We start from the raw sequence: 21889 nt of genomic DNA on the forward strand, positions 1-21889 counted from the left end.
TTCTTAATAATAATTACACAAAACATGAATTTAGAAAAAATATTAGCCATTTCTGGGAAACCGGGTTTATATGTATTAAAAGTGCAAACAAGAACTGGCTTTGTAGCGGAATCACTGGCAGACGGAAAAAAAATCACAGTAAACTTGAAAAGTAATGTGAGTTTATTGTCTGAAATTTCAATTTATACTTATGAAGGCGAAAAACCATTAGCTGAAATCATGCAAAAAATTGCTGACAAAGAAAATAAAGGTGTCGCAATATCTCATAAAGAAGACAATGCTGCATTAATCGCTTATTTTAAGGAAATTTTACCAGATTATGATGAAGAAAGAGTGTATCCTTCTGATATCAAAAAAGTGTTAAACTGGTATAATATGCTTCAAGTAAAAGGATTAGTTACTGATGAAGCTCCGGCTGCTGCAGTGACAGAAGAGGTTGCTGCCGTTGCAGAAGAAACTCCTGAAGCTGAAGTAAAAGCTTCTGCTAAAAAAGTAAAATCTAAAAAAGAATAATTTTTCACTACAATAATATTTAATCCTGTTCAGCTATTTTTCTGAACAGGATTTTTTTATTTTTACCAAAAACAATTTCTGATGAATTCAAGACAAAACCAATTGCAAGCGTTCGAAAGATTATTAGACATTATGGATGATTTGCGCGAAAAATGTCCTTGGGACAAAAAGCAAACCATGCAAACGCTGCGTCATCTTACCATTGAAGAAACCTACGAATTAGGAGATGCCATTTTAGATAACGATTTAATCGAAGTCAAAAAAGAATTAGGGGATTTATTATTGCATATTGTTTTTTATGCCAAAATAGGAAGCGAGACGAACGATTTTGACATAGCAGATGTGTGCAACGAAATTTGTGAAAAGCTAATTCATCGTCATCCGCATATTTATAGCGATGTGGTGGTGAAAGATGAGGAAGAAGTGAAACAAAACTGGGAAATACTCAAACTTAAAGAAGGCAAAAAGTCCGTTCTCGAAGGTGTCCCTAAAAGTTTACCTGCATTAGTAAAAGCAAGCAGAATTCAGGATAAAGTAAAAGGAGTTGGATTTGACTGGGAGGAATCGCATCAGGTTTGGGATAAGGTTCAAGAAGAACTGGAAGAATTACAAGTTGAGGTAAAAGCGGGTGATCAGGATAAAATTGAAGCCGAATTTGGAGATGTTTTATTTTCGATGATCAACTATGCTCGATTTCTGAATGTAAATCCTGAAGATGCTTTGGAACGTACTAATAAAAAATTCATCAAACGCTTTCAATATTTAGAAAGTAAAGCGGGTGAATTAGGAAAACCATTAATGGACATGACACTTGCTGAGATGGATATTTTTTGGGAAGAAGCGAAGAAGTTGTAGTAATATTTAGTCCCGATACTTCGGGATTTGGGTTCTTTTTTAAATAATTAAATTACCAATGTCAGAAAATAAAACCGAGTTAAAACGTTCTTTAGGATTAATAGATGCCACGAGTTTAGTTGCCGGTTCCATGATAGGATCTGGAATTTTCATTGTAACATCAGCCATGGCGAGAGATATTGGATCTGCTGCCTGGCTATTGGTAATCTGGTTGGTAACGGGATTAATCACTGTTGCCGCGGCATTGAGTTATGGAGAATTAGCAGGAATGATGCCCAACGCGGGAGGTCAATTCGTTTATATACAACGCGCTTACGGAAGATTAGTTTCTTTCCTTTACGGTTGGACTGTTTTTACGGTGATTCAAACCGGAGTTATTGCTGCCATTGCCGTTACTTTCGCTAATTATGCCGCCATCTTCTTTCCTGTTTTAGATCAAACTCTTTTTACGGTTGGTACTGGATTTGTTTTTTCGTACCAAAAAATGTTGGCTATTTTTAGTATAATTCTGCTTACTTACATTAATACTAAAGGTGTCGAAAGTGGAAAAACAGTTCAGTTGATTTTTACTTCGGCCAAACTAATTGCCCTTTTTGCGCTGATTATTTTAGGATTGTATGTTGGTTTACAAACGGATGTTTTATCGAATAATTTTGCAAACATGTGGGAAGCCAGTAAAACAGTGGTCAATCCTGACGGAACAATTACGGTGACAAAATTAGTAGGAATGGCTATTTTGGGCGCCGCCGGTGCAACTATTATTAACTCGTTATTTTCTAGTGATGCATGGAATAATGTGACTTTCATTGCAGGTGAAATTAAAGAACCTAAAAAGAATATTCCCCGAAGTTTGTTTCTTGGAACTCTAATCGTTACCGTTATTTATGTTTTGGCAAATCTCGCTTATTTGGCTTTGTTGCCAATGTCGGGAACTCCAAATGCTGCTGATAGTTTGAGTAGCGGAATCATGTTTGCCAACAATGACAGAGTAGGAGCGGCCGCGGCAAGTGTAATTATGGGGAATGTAGGCGTTTTTGTGATGGCTGCATTAATTATGGTTTCCACTTTTGGTTGCAACAGCGGTTTGATTCTTTCGGGAGGAAGATTATTTTTTGCAATGGCAAAAGACGGATTGTTTTTTAAACAAGCGACTGAATTAAATAAAAATCAGGTTCCGGCCAAAGCATTATGGGTACAATGTATTTGGGCTTGTGTGCTTTGTATTTCGGGAAAATTTGGAGATTTGTTAACTTATGCTACTTTTGCATCATTGTTGTTTTACATCCTGACGATTCTGGGAGTTTTTATCCTGAGAAAAAAAGAACCCAATGCCGAGAGGCCGTATAAAGCGTTTGGATATCCGGTTGTACCGGCCATTTATATTGTAGTTACAGCAGCTATTTGTCTCACGTTACTTATTTATGATACCTTTAATACAGGGTTGGGATTGTGTATTGTGGCGCTGGGAATTCCGGTGTATTATTTTATAATGAATAAGAAGGACTAATGTAAATTGAATTAATCCGCTAATTTTTTCAGGTTCTGGATATTTTTTAAAACTATTTTTTTTCCTGTTAATTCAATTAATCCCAATTTTTTAAAATCAGATAGCAAACGGATACAGCTTTCAGTGGCAGTGCCAATCATACTGGCTAATTCATCTCTTGAGAGTTGTACTTTTAAGGAATTATCCTCATTTTCTCCAAAGGTGTCGTGCAAATAAAGAAGTGTTTCTGCTAATCTTTCTTTGACAGTTTTCTGTGCTAAATTAACCATATGGTCATCAGCTTCTTTTAAATCCCCACAAATAGTTTTCATAACATTCATAGAAAACTGATTGTTCTTGTCAAAATATCCCATCACTTCTGATTTTGGAATAAAACAAACCTGCATATCTTCAAGAGCGATGGCGCTTAAATTTACCGGTTCATCACTAATCATCGAGCGTTGGCCCAGTAATTCTCCTTTGGTAACCAATTTTACAATGTGATCTTTACCATTTGCGCTAAGTTTAGTCAGTTTGCAAATACCATCTTTTATACAATAAATACCATTTACATTCTCACCTTCTTCAAATATAACCTCCCCCTTTTTAATAATATGGGATGTTTTACAGTCAGAAAGGTTTATTAGTTCATCTTTAGTAAGTGCTTTTAAAGAGCTAAATTCTCTGACAATACATTGTTCGCATTTGCTCATATTGTTTGGGATTTATTTGTAATGCAAAAGTAACTCTTTAATATGACAAATATCATATTTTTAACGTTCTCAATTGATCACCTTTGTTCCAGGTAAAATGAGCAAAGTTATGGACACACAAAACTGTTTCCATTGTGGTTTGGATATTATAAAAGAAGAAGAAATTATTTTTGACGCGAGAAATTTTTGTTGCAACGGTTGTAAAACGGTGTACGAAATTTTTAGTCTCAATGATTTGACTTGTTATTATGATTTTGAAAAATCCCCTGGAGCAACCCCGCAAGACATTAATGGTAAATATGATTTTTTAGACAATGAAAGTATTGTATCCAAACTTTTGGAATTTCAAGAAAATTCAACCGCAATTATTTCACTTAACATTCCTCATATACATTGTAGCTCGTGTATTTGGATTTTGGAAAATCTACAGCGTCTTCAAAAAGGAATAAGTACTTCGCAGGTGAACTTCCCTGAAAAGAGAGTCCGAATCACTTTTAATCCGGAAGTAGTTTCTATTAAAACGATTGTTTATTTATTGAGTTCTATTGGTTACGAACCCTACATTAGTCTAGAAAACTATGAAACGGGGAGTAATAATGTAGACAGAAGTTTAACGTATAAACTTGGCGTTGCTTTCTTTTGTTTCGGAAATATCATGTTGCTTTCGTTTCCGGAATATTTTGAGGTGAAAGAATATTGGCTGGATCAATACCGTGGATTTTTCCGTTGGTTGATTTTTGTTTTAGCTTTACCGAGTTTCTTTTATTCGGCTAGTGGTTATTATGTTTCGGCCTATAAAAGTATCAAAACCAAAATGCTCAACATCGATATTCCTATTGCTTTAGGAATTATTGTGATGTTTGTGCGAAGTACTTTTGATATCTTGATGGATTACGGATCTGGTTTTTTTGACAGCTTAACGGGATTGATTTTCTTTATGCTTTTAGGGAAAATGTTCCAAATCAAAACCTATAGTTTTTTGAGTTTTGAAAGGGATTTTAAATCTTATTTTCCAATAGCAATTACCAAAATTAATACGGATGCCTCCGAAGAAAGCGTAGCGATCTATGAAGTTGAAAAAGGCGACAGACTTCTCATTAGAAATCAAGAGCTTATTCCGGTTGATGGGATTTTAATTTCGGAAAAAGCAGAAATCGATTATAGTTTTGTTACTGGAGAAGCAATTCCTATTACAAAACAATCTGGGGATAAAGTATTTGCAGGCGGAAAACAAATAGGGAAAGTAATCGAAATGGAAGTCTTACATTCTGTTTCCCAAAGTTACTTAACGCAGTTATGGAGTAATGATGTATTTCAAAAAAACGTAGAGCAAAAACACAAAACGATTACTGATAGCATCAGTCGTTATTTTACACCTATTTTATTACTGATTGCTTTTGCGGGGTTTGGCTACTGGATTTTTATAGATGCCAATATCGCTTTCAATGTGTTTACCGCAGTGCTAATTGTTGCTTGTCCTTGTGCTCTGGCATTGACGGCTCCATTTACCTTTGGGAACGTGTTGCGAATTTTAGGAAAGCAGAAATTCTATCTTAAAAATGCTTTGGTTATCGAACAATTGGCGAAGGTAGATACTATTGTTTTTGATAAAACGGGAACGATTACCACCAATAAAAAATCGAATATATCCTATGAAGGATCTGTTCTTTCCGATGAAAATTTGTTGCTAATAAAAAATGTTTTACGAGCTTCAAATCATCCATTGAGTCGCATGTTGTATGATTATTTGCCTATTCCAATTTTACCAAGTAAAGCAGTAAATGACGCCAAAAAGTTGAAAGTGGATGCTTTTGAAGAAATTACCGGAAAAGGAATTTTAGCTCAGATTTTTGGTCACAAAATTCAAATTGGTTCCGAAGAATTTTGTACTCCGCCATTATCGCTTTCGTCGCTCTCGCCTTTGGAGAGGGTTGGCGAGAGGACATCGGTTCACATCAAGATAAATGAAGTTTATTATGGAAAATTTGTTTTTAATAATCAATACAGAGAAGGATTGGAGGCGCTTTTTAAGAACATAAGTACTAATTATCAAATCATGGTTTTGTCGGGTGACAATGAAGGCGAACGTGCTACTCTTGAACAACTTTTGCCGAAAGGCACAGAATTGATTTTCAATCAGAAACCGGAACAAAAGCTCGAATTCATTAAAAATTTGCAGGAAAATGGCAAAAATGTAATGATGGTTGGTGATGGATTAAATGATGCCGGAGCTTTGGCGCAAAGCAATGTTGGAATTTCGATTTCTGAAAATGTGAATGTTTTTTCGCCAGCTTGTGACGCTATTTTGGATGCTGGCGAATTTCAAAAACTGAATTATTTCTTGAAATTATCTAAAAATTCCATTATTACAATCAAAATGAGTTTCGCATTATCCTTATTATATAATGTAGTGGGATTATCATTTGCCATTACCGGAAATCTGTTGCCGTTGGTAGCGGCTATTATAATGCCATTGAGCACGATAACAATAGTGAGTTTTGTAACGGTGATGAGTAGTTACTATGCAAATAAAAAGTAAAAAAAATAAAAATTTTCTGATTTTTTTCACATATATTTAACAAAAGTTATAAGTATGATAAATGTCATATTTTACTCGAAAACGTCAGAGTAACTTTGTAAACACAAATTAAGGTATGAGTGTCATTTATTTATTAATCTCCATCAGTATCATTGTCGCCATTGGGTTTTTTATTGCTTTTATAACAGCAGTAAAGACTGGGCAGTACGATGACGATTATACGCCATCGGTCAGAATGCTATTTGACGATGAGTTAGTACAGCCAAAAGTTGAAAAGCCAAAGATCGAAAGTCAGGAGACTTTATGATATTCAACACTAATTTTTTAAATTTTTCAATCATTTAATTTTTTTATTTATGGAAATGCAGCAGTTTTATTACGATAACAATATTGTAAAGAAATTCATTTACGCCACTATTCTTTTCGGTGTGGTAGGAATGTTAGTTGGACTCACATTAGCTTTTATGTTTCTTTTCCCAAATATGACCGATGGAATTTCATGGTTAAGTTACGGTAGATTGAGACCTTTGCACACTAATGCCGTTATTTTTGCTTTTGTGGGTAATGCTTTTTTTGCGGGAATGTATTATTCCTTGCAAAGATTACTGAAAGCGAGAATGTTTAGTGATTTTTTAAGTAATGTTCATTTTTGGGGTTGGCAATTAATTATAGTTGCTGCAGCCATTACTTTGCCTTTAGGGTATAGTTCTTCAAAAGAATATGCCGAATTAGAATGGCCAATAGACATTGCAATTACTTTAATTTGGGTTGTAATGGGTATCAATATGATTGGAACCATGATAAAACGAAGAGAGCGACATTTATATGTTGCGATTTGGTTTTATTTGGCAACATTTGTTACTGTAGCAGTTTTACATATTTTTAACAATTTAGAATTACCAGTTTCAGCATTCAAAAGTTATTCTGTTTATGCAGGAGTTCAAGATGCCTTGGTTCAATGGTGGTACGGTCATAATGCAGTGGCATTTTTCTTGACGACCCCGTTCTTAGGATTAATGTATTATTTTGTTCCAAAGGCAGCTAATCGTCCGGTATATTCTTATAGATTATCAATTGTTCACTTTTGGTCGTTAATTTTTATCTATATCTGGGCAGGACCACACCATTTATTATATTCAGCATTGCCTAACTGGGCACAGAATTTAGGTGTTGCTTTTTCTATAATGTTGCTTGCGCCATCTTGGGGTGGTATGATAAACGGACTTTTAACTTTAAGAGGGGTTTGGGATAAAGTACGTGTAGATCCTGTTTTGAAATTCTTTGTAGTAGCGATTACGGGTTACGGAATGGCCACTTTTGAAGGACCAATGTTGTCGCTGAAAAATGTAAATGCTATTGCACATTACACGGACTGGATTATTGCTCACGTTCACGTAGGCGCATTAGCTTGGAATGGATTCATGGCTTTCGGTATGATTTATTGGCTGATTCCAAGAATGACCAAAAGTAATTTATACTCACTAAAATTGGCTAATTTTCACTTTTGGATTGGTACTTTAGGAGTTATATTATATACAATTCCAATGTATGTAGCTGGTTTTTTACAAGCTTCTATGTGGAAACAATTTAATCCAGACGGAACTTTAACATATGGTAACTTCCTTGAAACAGTAACTCAAATTATGCCAATGTACTGGATGAGAGCTATTGGTGGAACTCTTTATTTGATTGGAATGCTAACTTTAGTTTATAACATTGTTCAAACTTTAAGAGCAGGTTCTACTATTGAAGATGAATTAGCCGAAGCTCCCGCTTTAGTAAGAATTAGTTCTGGAAGAGTAAAAGGAGAAAAATTTCACCCTTGGTTAGAAAGAAAACCTATTCAATTGACAATATTAGCAACTGTAGCAATTTTAATTGGAGGCGTTATTCAAATTGTGCCAACGATAATGGTTAAATCTAATATTCCAACAATTGCAAGCGTAAAACCGTACTCTCCATTAGAATTAGAAGGTCGTGATTTATACATTCGTGAAGGTTGTGTAGGGTGTCACTCGCAGTCTGTTCGTCCGTTCCGTAGTGAGGTAGAACGATATGGACCACAATCGAAAGCGGGTGAGTTTGTATATGATCATCCTTTCCTTTGGGGATCAAAACGTACTGGTCCGGATTTATTGAGAGTTGGTGCAAAATACAATGACAATTGGCATTTTAACCACTTCTGGAGTCCACAAAGTATATCTGCAGGATCAATTATGCCAGGTTATAAATGGTTGTTTGATAATAAACCAATGGATATTTCTTTGACTCAAAAGAAAATGCAGGCAATGGTTACACTTGGTGTTCCATATACTAAAGCTCAAGTTGCAAGTGGTTTAGATGATTTAAGAAAACAAGCAATTGCAATTGAAGAAAGCTTGAAAAATGATCCTGATTTTGTGAAAAGCTACGATGAAAGCAAGAAAAAAGCGGAAGCCAGAGGAGAAAAATTTGTTCCAATGAACGAAAGAGAAATTGTAGCCATGATTGCTTATATGCAAAGACTTGGTACAGATATAAAAGTTAAAAATACTGCTAAAAATTAAAAGTTATGTTTGAACAAGTAAAACACAATTTAGAAACAATTGATGGTGTGACAATATATCCCATCTTATCTTTATTAATTTTCTTTGTCTTTTTCATAGGACTTGGTTTATGGGTATTCTCCTATAAGAAAGAAAAAATCAATGAGTTAAGTCAAATTCCATTGAGAGATAATTAAATAGTATAATTTTTTAAAATTTAGAAAATGAAAAAATTAATTCCAGCATATGTTAGGGTTCCCGTTATTTTCTTTGCCGTGTTTATGGCAATGGAATATTTCATAGACTCAGGCGACAGTCTCGCTTTTATAAAATTCCCTATGGTTTCTGTATTTTTATTTGTATTTCTTTTCCTTTTGATAGCGATAGAAATTACGATGAGTGCAGTAGATAATATAATGTATCAGTTGTTAACTGAGGAGCAAAAAAGTAAGCTAAATGAAGTGAATGATTTGAGTTTTAAGGATAGCGAGTGGTATCAAAAAATAATGAAAAGATTAACTAAAACTGAACCTTTAGAAAGCGAAGGCCAGCTGTTATTGGATCATGATTATGACGGAATCAAAGAGCTGGACAATAATTTGCCACCATGGTGGGTCTATTTGTTTTATGCGTCAATTGTTTTTGGTATTGTTTATATGGTTCGATTTGAAGTTTTAGGAGCTGACAATCAGGAGATGGAACTTAAAAAAGAAGTTGCTCAGGCCAAAATTGATATTGCTGAATACATGAAAACTGCACCGGACATGATGGATGAAAAAACGGTGACTTTGTTAACAGATCCTGCCGATTTAGCAGCTGGTAAAGAAATTTACACAACCAATTGTGCAGCTTGTCACAGAGCAGATGCCGGAGGACAAATTGGACCAAACCTAACCGATGACAAATGGATTTTGGGTGGCGGAATAAAAAATGTATTTCATACTTTGGTGAATGGTGGGCGTGACGGGAAAGGAATGATTTCTTGGAAAGGAACATTGAAACCGAAAGAAATGCAGAAAGTAGCCAGCTACATTCTTTCTTTAAAAGGAAGTAATCCGCCAGATGCAAAAGCTGCGGAAGGGGAAGTTTGGGTAGAAGAAAATGTTGCTGTTGCGGTTAAATAACAATTACAAACACACGTTTTTATTTAGCTTAAGAATTTTAGTGATTATTTTGAACTTGTGTTTTAAATAAAAAAAAATGTCAAAATTACCAGACGAAGCTTTCAGAGATACCATTGGGACAATTGATGAAGAAGGAAACAGAAAATTTATTTTCCCCAAAAAACCTTCAGGAAAGTTTTATGATTACAGGAAATGGGTGAGTTATTTTTTACTTATTGTACTTGTTGCCAATCCATTTATAAAGATAAATGGCAATCAGTTCATGATGTTTAACATATTGGAGCGACGATTTAATATTTTTGGATTTCCTTTTTGGCCGCAGGATATTTATCTTTTTGTTCTTATTATTATTGTTGGAGTTGTTTTCGTAATACTTTTTACAGTGATCTTTGGTCGAATATTTTGTGGTTGGATTTGCCCACAAACCATCTTTTTAGAAATGGTTTTCCGCAGGATTGAATATTGGATTGAAGGCGATCGCGGTGCTCAAATCCGCTTAGAAAAACAAGAATGGAATGGGGATAAAATTAGAAAGAAAGCAATTAAATGGACTATTTTCCTAATCATCTCTTTTTTTATTGCCAATGTATTTCTAGCGTATCTTATCAGTAGTGACAAGTTACTTCTGATGATAGAAGAAGGGCCTGAAAATCATATTAGTACTCTAGTTTCCTTATTGATTTTTACCGGGGTTTTTTATTTTATTTTTGCTTGGTTTAGAGAACAAGTTTGTATCATTGCTTGTCCCTACGGCAGATTACAAGGTGTTTTATTAGATGATAAATCGATAAATGTAGCCTATGATTTTGTTCGTGGCGAAAAAGAAGTGGGTAGGGCCAAATTTAATAAACAGGAAGATAGAGTTGCTTCTGGGAAAGGCGACTGTATTGATTGCAAACAATGCGTAAATGTTTGTCCAACCGGAATTGACATTCGTAACGGAACACAAATGGAATGTGTTAATTGTACGGCCTGCATCGATGAATGTGATGCCATTATGGATGGAATTGGATTGCCAAAAGGACTGATTCGCTATGCTTCTGAAGATGAAATTGAGAAAAATATCAAGTTTAAATTTACACCTAGAATGAAAGGATATTCAGCCGTTTTATTCATTTTGACAGGTATTTTGATTGGATTATTATTTTTACGTTCGGATGTAGAGGCCATTATTTTGAGACTTCCAGGTCAGTTATTCGAACACAAAGGAGAAAATATAAGTAACATTTATACTTTTAAAATCATCAATAAAACCAACAATGATTTTAATGATATTCATTTTAAATTGGTAAATGTCAAAGGAACTTTAAAAATGGTCGGGAAACAAGACATGAAAATACCAAAACAAGGAATGAATGGCGGTACACTTTTTATTGAAATTAACCAAATTTTATTGGATAGTGACAAAACAAAACTGAAAATTGAGGTTTATAACGGGAATGAAAAAATTGAAACAACAACTACTAACTTTTTGAGTCCGCGAAGTTTTGATTAAAAGGATCCCATTAGGGTTCAAACTATAAATATAATATCATGAAAATTAACTGGGGAACAGGAATTGTAATCGCTTTTGGTTTGTTTATAACCTTCATTTTGTATTTTGTTTTTACAGTGCAATCCGATTCAAAATATGATAATGAGTTAGTCGTAGAAGAATATTACAAGCATGATGCGCATTTTGGTGATGAAATGGCTCGAGTGCAAAACGTCGCAGATTTGGCTCAAAAACCGACAATAGTTAATGTTTCAAACGGAATTGAAATATCATTCCCAAAAGTTTTTGATTTAAAAAACATCAAAGGTAAAGTGTCCCTTTACAGACCGTCTAACAAAAAATTAGATTTTGAAATTCCAATTTCACTATCTGATGCTGCTACTTTGCTCATACCTAAAAAAAGTTTGGCAGGCGGTCGATGGGACATTAATATGGAATGGCAATATAATGGAAAATCGTATTTGTCAAAAGAAACAATTTATATCAATTAGTCTCAAAGTCAATAGTCAGAAAGCTCATCAATTGGCTTTAAGACTTTTGGTTTTATGACATTAAACTAAAAAAATGCTTTACACTGCCTTTATTTTCGGTTTAATAAGTAGTTTTCACTGTATTGGAATGTGTGGTCCCATTGCTATGATGTTGCCCGTAGACAGAACAAATCAGACCAAAAAAGCAACTCAAATTATCACGTATCATTTAGGAAGATTAACAGCTTACGCGACAATAGGCTTTGTCTTCGGGCTGCTTGGAAAAGGTTTTTTCATGGCCGGCTTACAACAAAACTTATCTATATTCATTGGTGTGGCAATGATTATCGTAGTTTTGACTCCGGAGAAATTTTTTGCTAAATATAATTTTTCAAAACCTGTTTTTAAACTAATTTCTAAAATCAAAACGGTTTTAGGAATTCAGTTTAGAAACAAGAGTTATAAATCCCTTTTTACTATTGGTTTACTTAATGGTTTTTTGCCTTGCGGAATGGTTTATGTCGCCTTGTTTGGCGCCATTGCTATGCAAAGTGAAAGTCTTGGTGTTTTGTATATGATTTTATTCGGATTAGGAACCGTTCCTATGATGAGTAGCGTTGTATATATCAATTCATATCTCACAATTCCTATTCGAAATAAAATTCAGAAGGTGATTCCTTATGTCGCGGTGTGCATTGGTTGCTTATTTATCTTGAGAGGATTGGGATTGGGAATTCCTTATATTTCACCATCTAATATGAGTTTATTTATTCAAGCTGATCCAAACTGTCACTAATTTTCTACTAATTAAGTATAAAAAAGCACGCCAATCAGCGTGCTTTTTTATGTTGTAAAATTGGCAAAACGTTAAATTGTCATTGAAAACAATGCGGTTTCCGGTGCTTTTCTTTTTAAACGTAAATCGAATGCCATGCAAATATTTCGAACGTAAGGTTTCCCTTTTTCTGTAACTTCAATGGAATTGTCTTTAATGATTAGTAATCCATCATTTTCCATTTCTTTTAACTGAAGTATAACGTCTGGAATTTCATTGAAATATCGCTCCTTATTTTCCCACGAAGTTTCAAATTGGCACATTAAATTCAGAATATGTTTTCGGATGATAAGGTCTTCATCGGTTAATAGATGTCCTCTGAAAACCGGTAATTTATTCCATTCTAATATTTGATAATAATCTTCCAAATTTTTTACATTCTGTGCAAAACTGTACCAACTGTCACTGATTGAAGAAACTCCCAAACCAATCATCAATTGTGTTTTTGAAGAACTATAGCCCATGAAATTACGATGCAATTTCCCATTTTGAAAAGCCTCATATAAACTATCTGTTTTCAACGCAAAATGATCCATTCCTATTTCATGATATCCGTTTTCATATAATAATTTTTTACCGGTTTCATAGAGCATTCTTTTTTTATCATCTTTTGGAATGTCCTCATCAATAAAACCGCGTTGTCCATTGCCTTTAATCCAAGGAACGTGCGCATAACTATAAAATGCCAATCGGTCGGGTTGTAATGATTTTGTTTTTTCAATGGTATCAATAACATCTTCAATTTCCTGAAATGGCAAGCCAAAAATAATATCATGGCCAATGGAAGTATACCCAATTTCTCTAGCCCAAAACGTAACTTTTGCGACGTTATGAAAAGGCTGCAAACGGTGGATTGCTTTTTGTACTTTCTCGGAATAATCCTGAACACCAAAACTCACTCTTCTAAAACCTAAATCGTAAAGCTTCTGCAAATGTTCGTGCGATGTGTTATTTGGATGACCTTCAAAACTAAACTCATGATCTTTGGCTTTATTGGCATGAACAAAAATACCATTTATTAAGTCCTCTAAATTTTTAGTGGAAAAAAATGTGGGAGTTCCACCACCTAAATGAATCTCTTTGATTGTTGGTTTTTCTCCAAGAATTTTACAATATAATGTCCATTCTTTTAAAACTGCTTCTATGTATGGATTCTCAACGCTATGATTTTTAGTAATCCGCTTGTTACATCCACAAAAAGTGCATAAGCTTTCGCAAAAAGGCAAATGGATATACAAACTAATGCCTTCGGAAGAATTACTTTTTATAAATGATTTCTTTAACGTTTCGGACCAAATTTCATCCGAAAAATCAGTTTCATCCCAATAGGGAACTGTTGGATAACTGGTATATCTGGGACCGGGAACATTGTATTTTTGAATTAAAGAATTTTTCATAGCAAAATCATTTATTGTTGTTCAAAAGTAAAACGACTGCTGGTATATTAAAATGATAATTATCATATCAATAGCATTTTGCAAAAAAAACCTCGAACTATTGAAGATCGAGGTTTGTGATTTCTATTACTATTAAAAATTATTCTATTTTCAAATTTCTCAATTGTTTTAGTTTTTCTTTCCAAACATCAAGAGTTTCTTTATGGATAGCAATGTTTTTACGAACTTCTAACACGATTGAATTTTCTTTTTTTGCATTTCTGGTATTGGTAAAAAACTGAATGTTGTTTTCCAATTGGAAAATTTCATTTTGTACTTCATCAATTTTACGCATGATAAAAATCTTTTCGCTGTCCAGTTTTCGCGAATCGTGACTTTCTGATAATTGATCCATTCTGTTAGCAAAACGGATCATGTCTGTATCTTTTTTACTCAAACTCAATTTTTCAAAAAGAGCATCCAGAATTTTATTGAATTTTCCTTCGATATGTCTTCTTGGGAAAGGCACTTTTCCAAAACCTTTCCAGGTTTCGATATGTAACTTTATCGCATCTAAATCCGTTTTGTGATCGCCAGTTAATTGGAATTCTCTCAACGTTTCTAAGTACGCTTTTTTATTGTCAAACGCTTCTACTTCTTCACCGTTTTCCTCATTTTTTTGCTCTTTTAATTTGTCAAAATAATGGTTGCAGGCATTTTTAAATTCCTGCCAGATTTTATCAGAATGTTTTCTCGGTACATGACCAATCTGTTTCCATTCCTCTTGAATTTGTTTCATTACAGGTGTTGCTGCCGCAAAATCAGTGCTTTCCTGTAACTCTTTAGCCTTGGCAACCAGAGCTGTTTTCATGCTTAAATTGTCGTTTTGATCTTTTTTAATGTCTTTATAAAAAGAGTTTTTAAAAGAATTAAAATTTCTCACCGCAGTTTTAAAACTAGCCCAAGTTTCTTCATTCACTTCCGAAGGTACTTTTCCGGCAGAGAAGAAAGCAGTTCGTAACGCTTCTACTTTTTCTATTTGAGCCATCCATTGTGCGTGAGCATTGACTTTCTCCTTAGCCAAAACTTCAATCTTAGCAATAATTTCTTTTTTCTTCTCTAAATTCTCAAGTTCTGTTCCTCTCTGATTTTCAAACAAAACTTCCCTTTTGTCATGCATTTGCTTAGTCAAATCGCTGAATTTATTCCAAATATCATCACGATGTTCTCTGGAAACGGGACCAATATCTTCTTTCCAAATTCTATGTAAATCTTGCAATTCGCGAAACGCCTTATTGATGTCAGCTTCCTTCACCAATTCTTCAACACGTGCTACAATTTTTTGTTTTTGCTCTAAATTGTGCTTGAAATCTAAATCTCTCGCTTCTCTGTCTAAGTGCAAATAGTCGTAAAAATTTTCAACATGAAAATGGAAGTTGTTCCAAACGTGGTTGTATTTATCTTTAGGAATTGATCCTGCATTTTTCCATCGTTCCCTTAAATCATTAAAATGTTTTAAAGTGTCTTTGATGTTTGCCTGCGGATTAATAAGTTCCTTTAACTCTTCAACAATCGCCAAACGGTTTTCTAAATTTGTTTTTAAATTCGTTTGTAAACTTTTGAAATGTGTATTTTTAGTATCTCTAAAGTGAGAATAATATTTATCAAAATTGGTTTTCAGTGGAGAATGATATTGAAATTCTTCGTTAGGGTCTTGATTTTCTGTTAGAAACTCTTCTTTTTTCTCCTCAAGAAGGTGGTGATATTTTGCCAAAAATGCTTTTTTGATTTCCTCAATATGATCCTTGAACGACATTATTTTTTCATTTGAAACTAAAGCTTTCAGTTCCTCCACAAGATCTTCCAGAGACAATGCATCATAATCCCGCATTGGAATATCATGGCGTTCTTTCAACGTTTCATCCTCACTTTCTTCAGCGTTGGTTTCAGCAATCGCATCAATAGCCGTTTGATTGTTCGTCTCGGAAACCGTTTCTTCCGAAGAAGGCGTTACCACATTATCTTCCGCGGGAAAATCGCTTGGTTCACCTGGTTCCAAAACTTTCGCAGTAGTAGTGGTACCGTCAACGGAGTTGTTTTCAATATTTCCATCTGCTGCAAGCAGGTTGTCGTTCTTTTCTTCTAACATTTTTTCAATGTGTAAGGTTCGTAATTAGATTTAACACGAAAGATACTAAAGCAGTATGAAAGTACAAAATAAAACCCCTTATTTATTGTAATTTTAGGATACAAAAGTTTTCTTCTTGGAGCAATTTCCTGCTGTCCGCTGTATCTTTTTTGTTCGCCAAAAAGGCTCTCAAAAAAGGATGCCGCTACTATCAGGGCTAGGTTTTTATTGGTTTAATTGTGAGTTTTTCTAGGAATTTAATTTTTATTAATGCAAAACACCACTTAAAAAAAGTGGTGTTTTATACTTACGCAAATATAGGAAAGATAGAGGACTGTAATTTTCCTATTTATTCCAAATCTTCCAGGCTTTCTCTGCTTGAAAAATGAGCATATCCAATCCATTTTTGATTTGTGCGCCTTGATGTTTGGCTTTTTTAAGGAATTGCGTTTCAGCAGGATTGTAAATCAAATCATAAGCAATGTGCTTTTCCGTGAAAAATTCATACGGAAGTAACGGGAACGCATCTACGTTAGGGCTTGTTCCTACTGGTGTAGCGTTTATTATAATTTGGTAATTATCAAATGTTGTGGCATTGATTCGGTCATAATCAATTCCATTTTTTTTTGCTTCTCGCGAAACAAAAGTGTAGGTGATATCTAATTCATCCAAAGCAAAAGCGACTCCTTTTGAAGCGCCGCCTGTGCCTAAAATCAACGCTTTTTTATGGTGCGGTTGCAGTAAAGGTTCTAATGATTTTTTGAAACCATAATAGTCCGTATTATAGCCTTTCAACTTCCCTTTTTTGGTGATTTTAATGGTATTTACCGCACCAATTAATTCTGCTTTTTTCGACAATTTATCCAAAAACGGAATTACTGTTTCTTTGTAAGGAATAGTTACATTTAATCCTTTCAAATCCGAAGTATTTTTAAATATCTGGGGAAAAGCAATTATTTCCGGAATATCAAAATTTTCATAAGTGCAACCTACAAAGTTTTCGTTGTTAAATTTGTCGGTGAAATATTTTTTGGAAAATGAATAACTGATGTTGCGTCCTAATAATCCAAAGCGTTTTATAACTGTGTCAATCATTATTGTTTTTTATGTTTTGCAATATAATTTTGCACTGTTTTTTTTGTCCAAACAACAGGGAATAAGTCTTCCAATAGAATGTAATTATCAAAATTCAATCGTAAGGCATTGCTCAAATGGAATTTTGCTTTCGTAGTATCCGTCAGTATAAAATACAATCCTGCCAAGCGGTATTCTACTTCATTTTCTTCGGAAAAATACTCTGAGGCTTGTAATAACGTTTGAATCGCACTTTCGAATTCTCCTAAAAATTGCAGAATATCAACCCAAAATAACCAAGTTTCCAATCCGGTTTCACCAAATTCAACTGCTTTTCTATATCCAAATTCAGCTTCCTCATAGAAGTTCATTTGCTTGTTGATACTAGCATAACGTTTCCAATATAAGCGATTTTGGTTGTCTATTGCTAATGCTTTATTTACAAAAAACAACGCTTTTTGGTAGTTTTTTAAACGAACATAAAAGTCGGTGATGGCAATCCAGCCTTTGTCCAAAAGCGGATCTTCATGCACGGTTTGATTGAAATACTTTAAGGCTAAAGCTTTGTTGCCTAATTTTTCATGACATTTTCCCATTCGCAATAGTGCATACGAAGTCGCATCATCTAATTCAATGGTTCTGCTGTAACTTTCAATGGCTTCGGCATATTTTTTTAATCGTTCGTAGGCTTTTGCTTTTTCCATAAAAGCACCAAGGAATTCATCATCGATTAAAGTGGCATAATCAAAGGCGCGAATGGCACTTTCATATTCTTTTACGCCGTAATGCAAACGACCCAGTTGATGCCAGGCAATTTCACTGTATGGATTTTTGTCGATGTAATTTTGTAAATAGCTAATCGCGTCTTGGTTTTGATCTAAAAATTCAAAACAATACACCACGTTATAAAGTGCGGATTGATCTTCTAAATCCTCTTCTAAACACTTTATAAAGCTTTCTTTTGCCATTTCAAGATTGTCCATGAAAAGGTGTTCCATGCCTATTAAATTATAAACATCAGCATAATCATCAGTGTATTTCAACGCTATTTTTAATAATTCAACTGCCTTTTCGTGTTGGTCTCTTTTGGAGCAGATATTGGCTTTTTGAATGTAGATTTCTTCATTAGTTGGTTCGATGGCATATAGCTCATTCAATAGCTTTTCGGCTAATTCGAGTTTGTCGTCATAAACTAACATTTCCACTTGAACTAATTTTAGTCCTGTAGATTTTGGATGTTGTTCCAATGCTAGTTTTAGTGCTTTTTTTGCCAACGCGGCTTTACCCATATCTAGATAATGAAGAATAATTTCTTCAAATTCTTCGGAATCAAAAAAGAGTACTTTGTTGGTTTTCAACATGGACTCAAATTTCGACAGGGATAAGTTATAGTCTTCTTCTTCGTTGCTTAATTGCATACTGTGTGTTTTTAATTTGGCCTAAATAAATTTAGGTAATCGTGCTTGTACTGTGAGGGAAAGTTAGAATTGTTGTCAACAATTTAATTAACAAAAAAAGCTTTGGTTTAAACGGATGCCATAGCCCTGATAAGAGTGGAAATCCTTTTACTTTTTTCTTTAAAAAGTAAAAGATTATAACGGATAGCAGGAAATAGCTCCCAATATTTTTAATTATTTTGAATAACTATTTCTGCAATCAAAAATCGTTACTCATCATTCTTTAATCATCATTTCATCCATTACTTGCAGTATGATGCTGCAACCTTCTCGTATTTCTTCTTCAGAAATGGTAAGCGGAGGTGTTATTCTTATGGCGCATGTTTCAAAAAGCAACCAGAATAAAATGAGTCCTTTGTCTTGACATTTTAGGATCACATCGTTAGTTATATCGGTACTTTTGGTCATTACGGCAAGCATCAATCCTTTTCCTCTAATTTCTTCTATCAAAGGATGTACCAAAAGTGATCGGAATAGCTTTTCTTTCTCCATGGCTTCGGCCATCAGTTTGGTTTCAGTTATTTCCTGCAAAGTGGCCAAACAAGCTGCCGCAATGACAGGATGACCTCCAAAAGTGGTGATATGACCCAGTTTTGGATCATGACTCAAAAGTTCCATCATGGCAGATGAAGCTGTAAAAGCGCCTACAGGCATACCGCCGCCCATTCCTTTTCCCATTACTAGGATATCAGGAACGACATCGTAATTTTGAAATCCGAAAAGTTTTCCGGTTCTCCCGAAACCCGGTTGGATTTCGTCAAGAATCATCATTGCGCCTACTTCGGTGCAACGTCGGCGTACTTTTTTAAGAAAATCATTATGAGGCTGGATAAATCCGGCGCCACCTTGAATGGTTTCTAAAATTATTCCAGCAGTTTTATTGGTTATTTTTTGTAAATCGTCTTCATTATTGAAGGTAATAAAATCAACATCAGGAATCAACGGGCGAAAGATTTGTTTGCGTTCTTCAAATCCCATAACGCTCATAGCTCCCATGGTATTTCCGTGATAGGCGTTGTGACACGAAATTAATTGGCTTCTTCCGGTAGTTCTTCTGGCGAGTTTTAAGGCGCCTTCGATGGCCTCTGTTCCTGAATTGACCAAATAGGTTTTGTCTAAAGGAGCGGGTAGGAGTGAGGCTAGCAATTTGCAATATTCTACAGCCGGGCTTTGAGAATATTCGCCATATACCATGACGTGAGAATATTTGTCTAACTGATCTTTGATGGCCTGATTGACTCTTGGATGTTGGTGTCCCAATGCACAAGCCGAAACTCCAGCCACAAAATCCAAGTATTTTTTAGAACCGGTATCATATATATAAGAACCTACAGCATGTGAAACTTCCATTCCAAGTGGATAGGGTGAGGTTTGTGCTTGGTATTTTAGGAAATCGGTATTCACGGTTATTTGTTTAATCGTTTATTTGTTTATTCGAAAGAACTGTAATCTGAAAACTGTGACTGACCACTGATTACTTTACCTTCCCTTTCTTTTTATCGTAATTCAGCGTTTCTTTCCTAATTTTCATAGGAATGTCTTCTTTTGCTTCAGCTGATTTGGTTGCTTTGGCAATTTTATCATTGTCTTCATTTTCTTCAGGAGGAAAAATATCGTCCTTGGATTTTATTCGTTCATCGCCACGCCAGGCTAATCCACGTAATTTTCGTGCGTTTTCAGGCAAGTCTTTTTCCGGGAAAATATCACCATCCACCTGCTGAAAAAAGGTAATGGTTTCAATTTCATTTTTTTCTAAAATAAGATTGATTTTACTACTTTTATTTTTATTGATACCAATGAGTTCTTGCGCTTCGTTCCGCATATAGTAGATGACTTCGGCATTTTTCACAATATCTACATCGTGGAGTTTTCCTTCCTCAAATTTGCCGTAGAGATTTTGTCCCTTGACTTGATTGTAACCGGTTCCTACGGTATCTTTCGAGACTATAAACGTGTTTTCGAGTACTTTCAGTGAATCTAATTTCTGAGTAGTGTTATTGCCAATGAGATGCATAACATCACCTGTAATTTGACTTTCACCGTTCCAAAGTATCGGATTTCCAATCATTTTTGTCAATGCTGTTTTGGAACTGGAATGAATGGAATCACATTTACCACTCATATCTGTTTTGAAAAATCGGACATTATTAAAAGCTCGGATGATCCGATTTCCTTCTTTTCCGGTAACCATTAATTTTTTTCCGTGGATGTATACAGAGTCATTTTCGACAAAATTTACGGCAACAGCTCTTTTGGTCACGTACATCGAATCCAGTTTTTTATACACTTCGGCATAATGACCTTTTACAATTCCGCGATTGATGGAATCCGTTATTTTTACATTTCGTGTTGCCGACGCAAATTCACGGTTTCGGTCATAATACAAACTGTCGCCTTTTATTATCCGATCATCGTATTTAATGTACGATTTATTCAGGAAATGTGCTAGGTTTTTTTTGGTATCATAAAATCCTTTTTCGGTGTAAATATAGTTGGCTTTACTGGTGATTGTGGAAGGTCCAAAAAGGTACGAATGCCCGGAATTACTGAAATAATCCAAGTGATTTGATTTAATTACATATGTTGGATTTGTGATGGTAACCGCAGTCAGGAATTGGAATTTTTTTTGCGTAACATAATATCTTCCTGAATTGCTCTTTAACGTATTGTCTTTATTGGTAATTGTTCCTGGCGTATCGTAAAATACTTCTTGTGTGTTTCGGTCAAAATTAATAATCTCTGTTACCAAAGTCGCATCTGGAGAACTCATTACGGCATCTCCGGAAGCATACGCTTTTTTTACATTTCCGTTGTATTCCGCATATTTACTGTTGAGGAATAAAGTATCACCTTGCACCATTTGTACATTTCCAAAAGCCTTGATGTAATTTTCCTTTTGGAAATAATACGCTTTATTACATGTCATTACTACGCCATCGTGATTGACACGTACATTTCCGATAAGCAACAATGCATCCGGTATTTCAACCTGATTTACATCGGCAAAATCGGAGTTTTCTACAATAATTTTTTTTGGGGCTTGCGCCAAAGTCAAATTAGTGACAAGCAGTATCAAACAATAACGAAGGAAAAATAGCGATTTCTTCAATGAATTTAATTTTTGTCAAATTTATGAAAAAGGAAACGATCCTTATCCATATTAAGATTTATTTATAATTAGTCAAAACGGTAGTTGAAGCTATCTTTTTTGCTGCTAAAAGTTATCAACAAATTCCGTAACTCCTTCGTTGTAGTTTATTCTGACGAGTAGAGAATTATTTAATTTCAAACGATATCGA

The 21889-nt window shown here is 34.6% G+C and carries 18 protein-coding genes; 11 read left to right on the top strand and 7 right to left on the bottom strand.

Going from position 1 to position 21889, the window contains the following annotated elements:
- Positions 1-24 precede the first annotated feature (24 nt).
- The 3 genes from ACP7AV_RS07255 (at position 25) to ACP7AV_RS07265 (ending at position 2875) form a co-directional block, all read left to right on the top strand.
- Complete coding sequence (locus ACP7AV_RS07255; protein ID WP_426091372.1) at positions 25-513, top strand: DUF5606 domain-containing protein; 489 nt, start codon at positions 25-27, stop codon at positions 511-513.
- Positions 514-594: 81 nt separating this feature from the next.
- Complete coding sequence (gene mazG / locus ACP7AV_RS07260) at positions 595-1368, top strand: nucleoside triphosphate pyrophosphohydrolase (RefSeq protein ID WP_426091373.1); 774 nt, start codon at positions 595-597, stop codon at positions 1366-1368.
- A 58-nt stretch (positions 1369-1426) separates the two neighbouring features.
- Complete coding sequence (locus ACP7AV_RS07265) at positions 1427-2875, top strand: APC family permease (protein WP_426091374.1); 1449 nt, start codon at positions 1427-1429, stop codon at positions 2873-2875.
- A gap of 11 nt (positions 2876-2886) precedes the next feature.
- Here ACP7AV_RS07265 and ACP7AV_RS07270 read toward each other — a convergent pair whose 3' ends face one another.
- Complete coding sequence (locus ACP7AV_RS07270; RefSeq protein WP_426091375.1) at positions 2887-3567, bottom strand: Crp/Fnr family transcriptional regulator; 681 nt, start codon at positions 3565-3567, stop codon at positions 2887-2889.
- 109 nt (positions 3568-3676) lie between these two features.
- Between ACP7AV_RS07270 and ACP7AV_RS07275 the strand changes: the two genes are divergently transcribed.
- From ACP7AV_RS07275 to ACP7AV_RS07310, 8 genes are all read left to right on the top strand, one after another.
- Positions 3677-6106, top strand: coding sequence for a heavy metal translocating P-type ATPase (locus tag ACP7AV_RS07275; RefSeq protein ID WP_426091376.1), 2430 nt, complete (start codon positions 3677-3679; stop codon positions 6104-6106).
- 115 nt (positions 6107-6221) lie between these two features.
- The gene (gene ccoS / locus ACP7AV_RS07280) at positions 6222-6413 is read left to right on the top strand and encodes a cbb3-type cytochrome oxidase assembly protein CcoS (RefSeq protein ID WP_426063891.1); all 192 of its coding nucleotides are present in this window, start codon (positions 6222-6224) and stop codon (positions 6411-6413) included.
- 49 nt (positions 6414-6462) lie between these two features.
- The gene (gene ccoN, locus ACP7AV_RS07285; protein WP_426091377.1) at positions 6463-8652 is read left to right on the top strand and encodes a cytochrome-c oxidase, cbb3-type subunit I; all 2190 of its coding nucleotides are present in this window, start codon (positions 6463-6465) and stop codon (positions 8650-8652) included.
- Between the two features lie 5 nt (positions 8653-8657).
- Entirely contained in the window at positions 8658-8828 is a 171-nt protein-coding gene (locus ACP7AV_RS07290) for a CcoQ/FixQ family Cbb3-type cytochrome c oxidase assembly chaperone (protein ID WP_426091378.1), read from the top strand.
- A gap of 27 nt (positions 8829-8855) precedes the next feature.
- Positions 8856-9755 (top strand): cbb3-type cytochrome c oxidase N-terminal domain-containing protein, encoded by a 900-nt coding sequence (locus ACP7AV_RS07295; RefSeq protein ID WP_426091379.1) that lies wholly within the window; start codon positions 8856-8858, stop codon positions 9753-9755.
- Between the two features lie 76 nt (positions 9756-9831).
- Complete coding sequence (gene ccoG, locus ACP7AV_RS07300) at positions 9832-11250, top strand: cytochrome c oxidase accessory protein CcoG (protein WP_426091380.1); 1419 nt, start codon at positions 9832-9834, stop codon at positions 11248-11250.
- 38 nt (positions 11251-11288) lie between these two features.
- Entirely contained in the window at positions 11289-11741 is a 453-nt protein-coding gene (locus ACP7AV_RS07305) for a FixH family protein (RefSeq protein ID WP_426091381.1), read from the top strand.
- 73 nt (positions 11742-11814) lie between these two features.
- A complete protein-coding gene (locus ACP7AV_RS07310) occupies positions 11815-12516 on the top strand; it encodes a sulfite exporter TauE/SafE family protein (protein ID WP_426091382.1) in 702 nt (233 codons plus the stop codon).
- A gap of 71 nt (positions 12517-12587) precedes the next feature.
- Here ACP7AV_RS07310 and hemN read toward each other — a convergent pair whose 3' ends face one another.
- From hemN to ACP7AV_RS07340, 6 genes are all read right to left on the bottom strand, one after another.
- A complete protein-coding gene (gene hemN, locus ACP7AV_RS07315; RefSeq protein ID WP_426091383.1) occupies positions 12588-13952 on the bottom strand; it encodes an oxygen-independent coproporphyrinogen III oxidase in 1365 nt (454 codons plus the stop codon).
- Positions 13953-14091: 139 nt separating this feature from the next.
- Positions 14092-16080 (bottom strand): DUF349 domain-containing protein, encoded by a 1989-nt coding sequence (locus ACP7AV_RS07320; RefSeq protein ID WP_426091384.1) that lies wholly within the window; start codon positions 16078-16080, stop codon positions 14092-14094.
- Positions 16081-16404: 324 nt separating this feature from the next.
- The gene (locus tag ACP7AV_RS07325; RefSeq protein ID WP_426091385.1) at positions 16405-17154 is read right to left on the bottom strand and encodes a shikimate dehydrogenase family protein; all 750 of its coding nucleotides are present in this window, start codon (positions 17152-17154) and stop codon (positions 16405-16407) included.
- Positions 17154-18551 (bottom strand): tetratricopeptide repeat protein, encoded by a 1398-nt coding sequence (locus ACP7AV_RS07330; protein WP_426091386.1) that lies wholly within the window; start codon positions 18549-18551, stop codon positions 17154-17156. The genes ACP7AV_RS07325 and ACP7AV_RS07330 overlap by 1 nt, the downstream gene beginning before the upstream one ends.
- 255 nt (positions 18552-18806) lie before the next feature.
- Positions 18807-19994 carry an aspartate aminotransferase family protein gene (locus tag ACP7AV_RS07335; protein WP_426091387.1) on the bottom strand — a complete coding sequence of 396 codons (1188 nt, stop codon included), beginning with the start codon at positions 19992-19994 and terminating at the stop codon, positions 18807-18809.
- 70 nt (positions 19995-20064) lie between these two features.
- Positions 20065-21699 carry an OstA-like protein gene (locus ACP7AV_RS07340; protein WP_426091388.1) on the bottom strand — a complete coding sequence of 545 codons (1635 nt, stop codon included), beginning with the start codon at positions 21697-21699 and terminating at the stop codon, positions 20065-20067.
- Between the last annotated feature and the right edge of the window lie 190 nt (positions 21700-21889).

This window comes from Flavobacterium sp. DSR3-2 (genome assembly GCF_049896525.1).
Classification (GTDB): domain Bacteria; phylum Bacteroidota; class Bacteroidia; order Flavobacteriales; family Flavobacteriaceae; genus Flavobacterium.

Excerpts from the sequence above, each read along its gene's own strand:
- ACP7AV_RS07255 (WP_426091372.1), top strand. The coding sequence starts at position 25 with ATGAATTTAGAAAAAATATTAGCCATTTCTGGGAAACCGGGTTTATAT.
- mazG (WP_426091373.1), top strand. The coding sequence starts at position 595 with ATGAATTCAAGACAAAACCAATTGCAAGCGTTCGAAAGATTATTAGAC.
- ACP7AV_RS07265 (WP_426091374.1), top strand. The coding sequence starts at position 1,427 with ATGTCAGAAAATAAAACCGAGTTAAAACGTTCTTTAGGATTAATAGAT.
- ACP7AV_RS07270 (WP_426091375.1), bottom strand. The coding sequence starts at position 3,567 with ATGAGCAAATGCGAACAATGTATTGTCAGAGAATTTAGCTCTTTAAAA.
- ACP7AV_RS07275 (WP_426091376.1), top strand. The coding sequence starts at position 3,677 with ATGGACACACAAAACTGTTTCCATTGTGGTTTGGATATTATAAAAGAA.
- ccoS (WP_426063891.1), top strand. The coding sequence starts at position 6,222 with ATGAGTGTCATTTATTTATTAATCTCCATCAGTATCATTGTCGCCATT.
- ccoN (WP_426091377.1), top strand. The coding sequence starts at position 6,463 with ATGGAAATGCAGCAGTTTTATTACGATAACAATATTGTAAAGAAATTC.
- ACP7AV_RS07290 (WP_426091378.1), top strand. The coding sequence starts at position 8,658 with ATGTTTGAACAAGTAAAACACAATTTAGAAACAATTGATGGTGTGACA.
- ACP7AV_RS07295 (WP_426091379.1), top strand. The coding sequence starts at position 8,856 with ATGAAAAAATTAATTCCAGCATATGTTAGGGTTCCCGTTATTTTCTTT.
- ccoG (WP_426091380.1), top strand. The coding sequence starts at position 9,832 with ATGTCAAAATTACCAGACGAAGCTTTCAGAGATACCATTGGGACAATT.
- ACP7AV_RS07305 (WP_426091381.1), top strand. The coding sequence starts at position 11,289 with ATGAAAATTAACTGGGGAACAGGAATTGTAATCGCTTTTGGTTTGTTT.
- ACP7AV_RS07310 (WP_426091382.1), top strand. The coding sequence starts at position 11,815 with ATGCTTTACACTGCCTTTATTTTCGGTTTAATAAGTAGTTTTCACTGT.
- hemN (WP_426091383.1), bottom strand. The coding sequence starts at position 13,952 with ATGAAAAATTCTTTAATTCAAAAATACAATGTTCCCGGTCCCAGATAT.
- ACP7AV_RS07320 (WP_426091384.1), bottom strand. The coding sequence starts at position 16,080 with ATGTTAGAAGAAAAGAACGACAACCTGCTTGCAGCAGATGGAAATATT.
- ACP7AV_RS07325 (WP_426091385.1), bottom strand. The coding sequence starts at position 17,154 with ATGATTGACACAGTTATAAAACGCTTTGGATTATTAGGACGCAACATC.
- ACP7AV_RS07330 (WP_426091386.1), bottom strand. The coding sequence starts at position 18,551 with ATGCAATTAAGCAACGAAGAAGAAGACTATAACTTATCCCTGTCGAAA.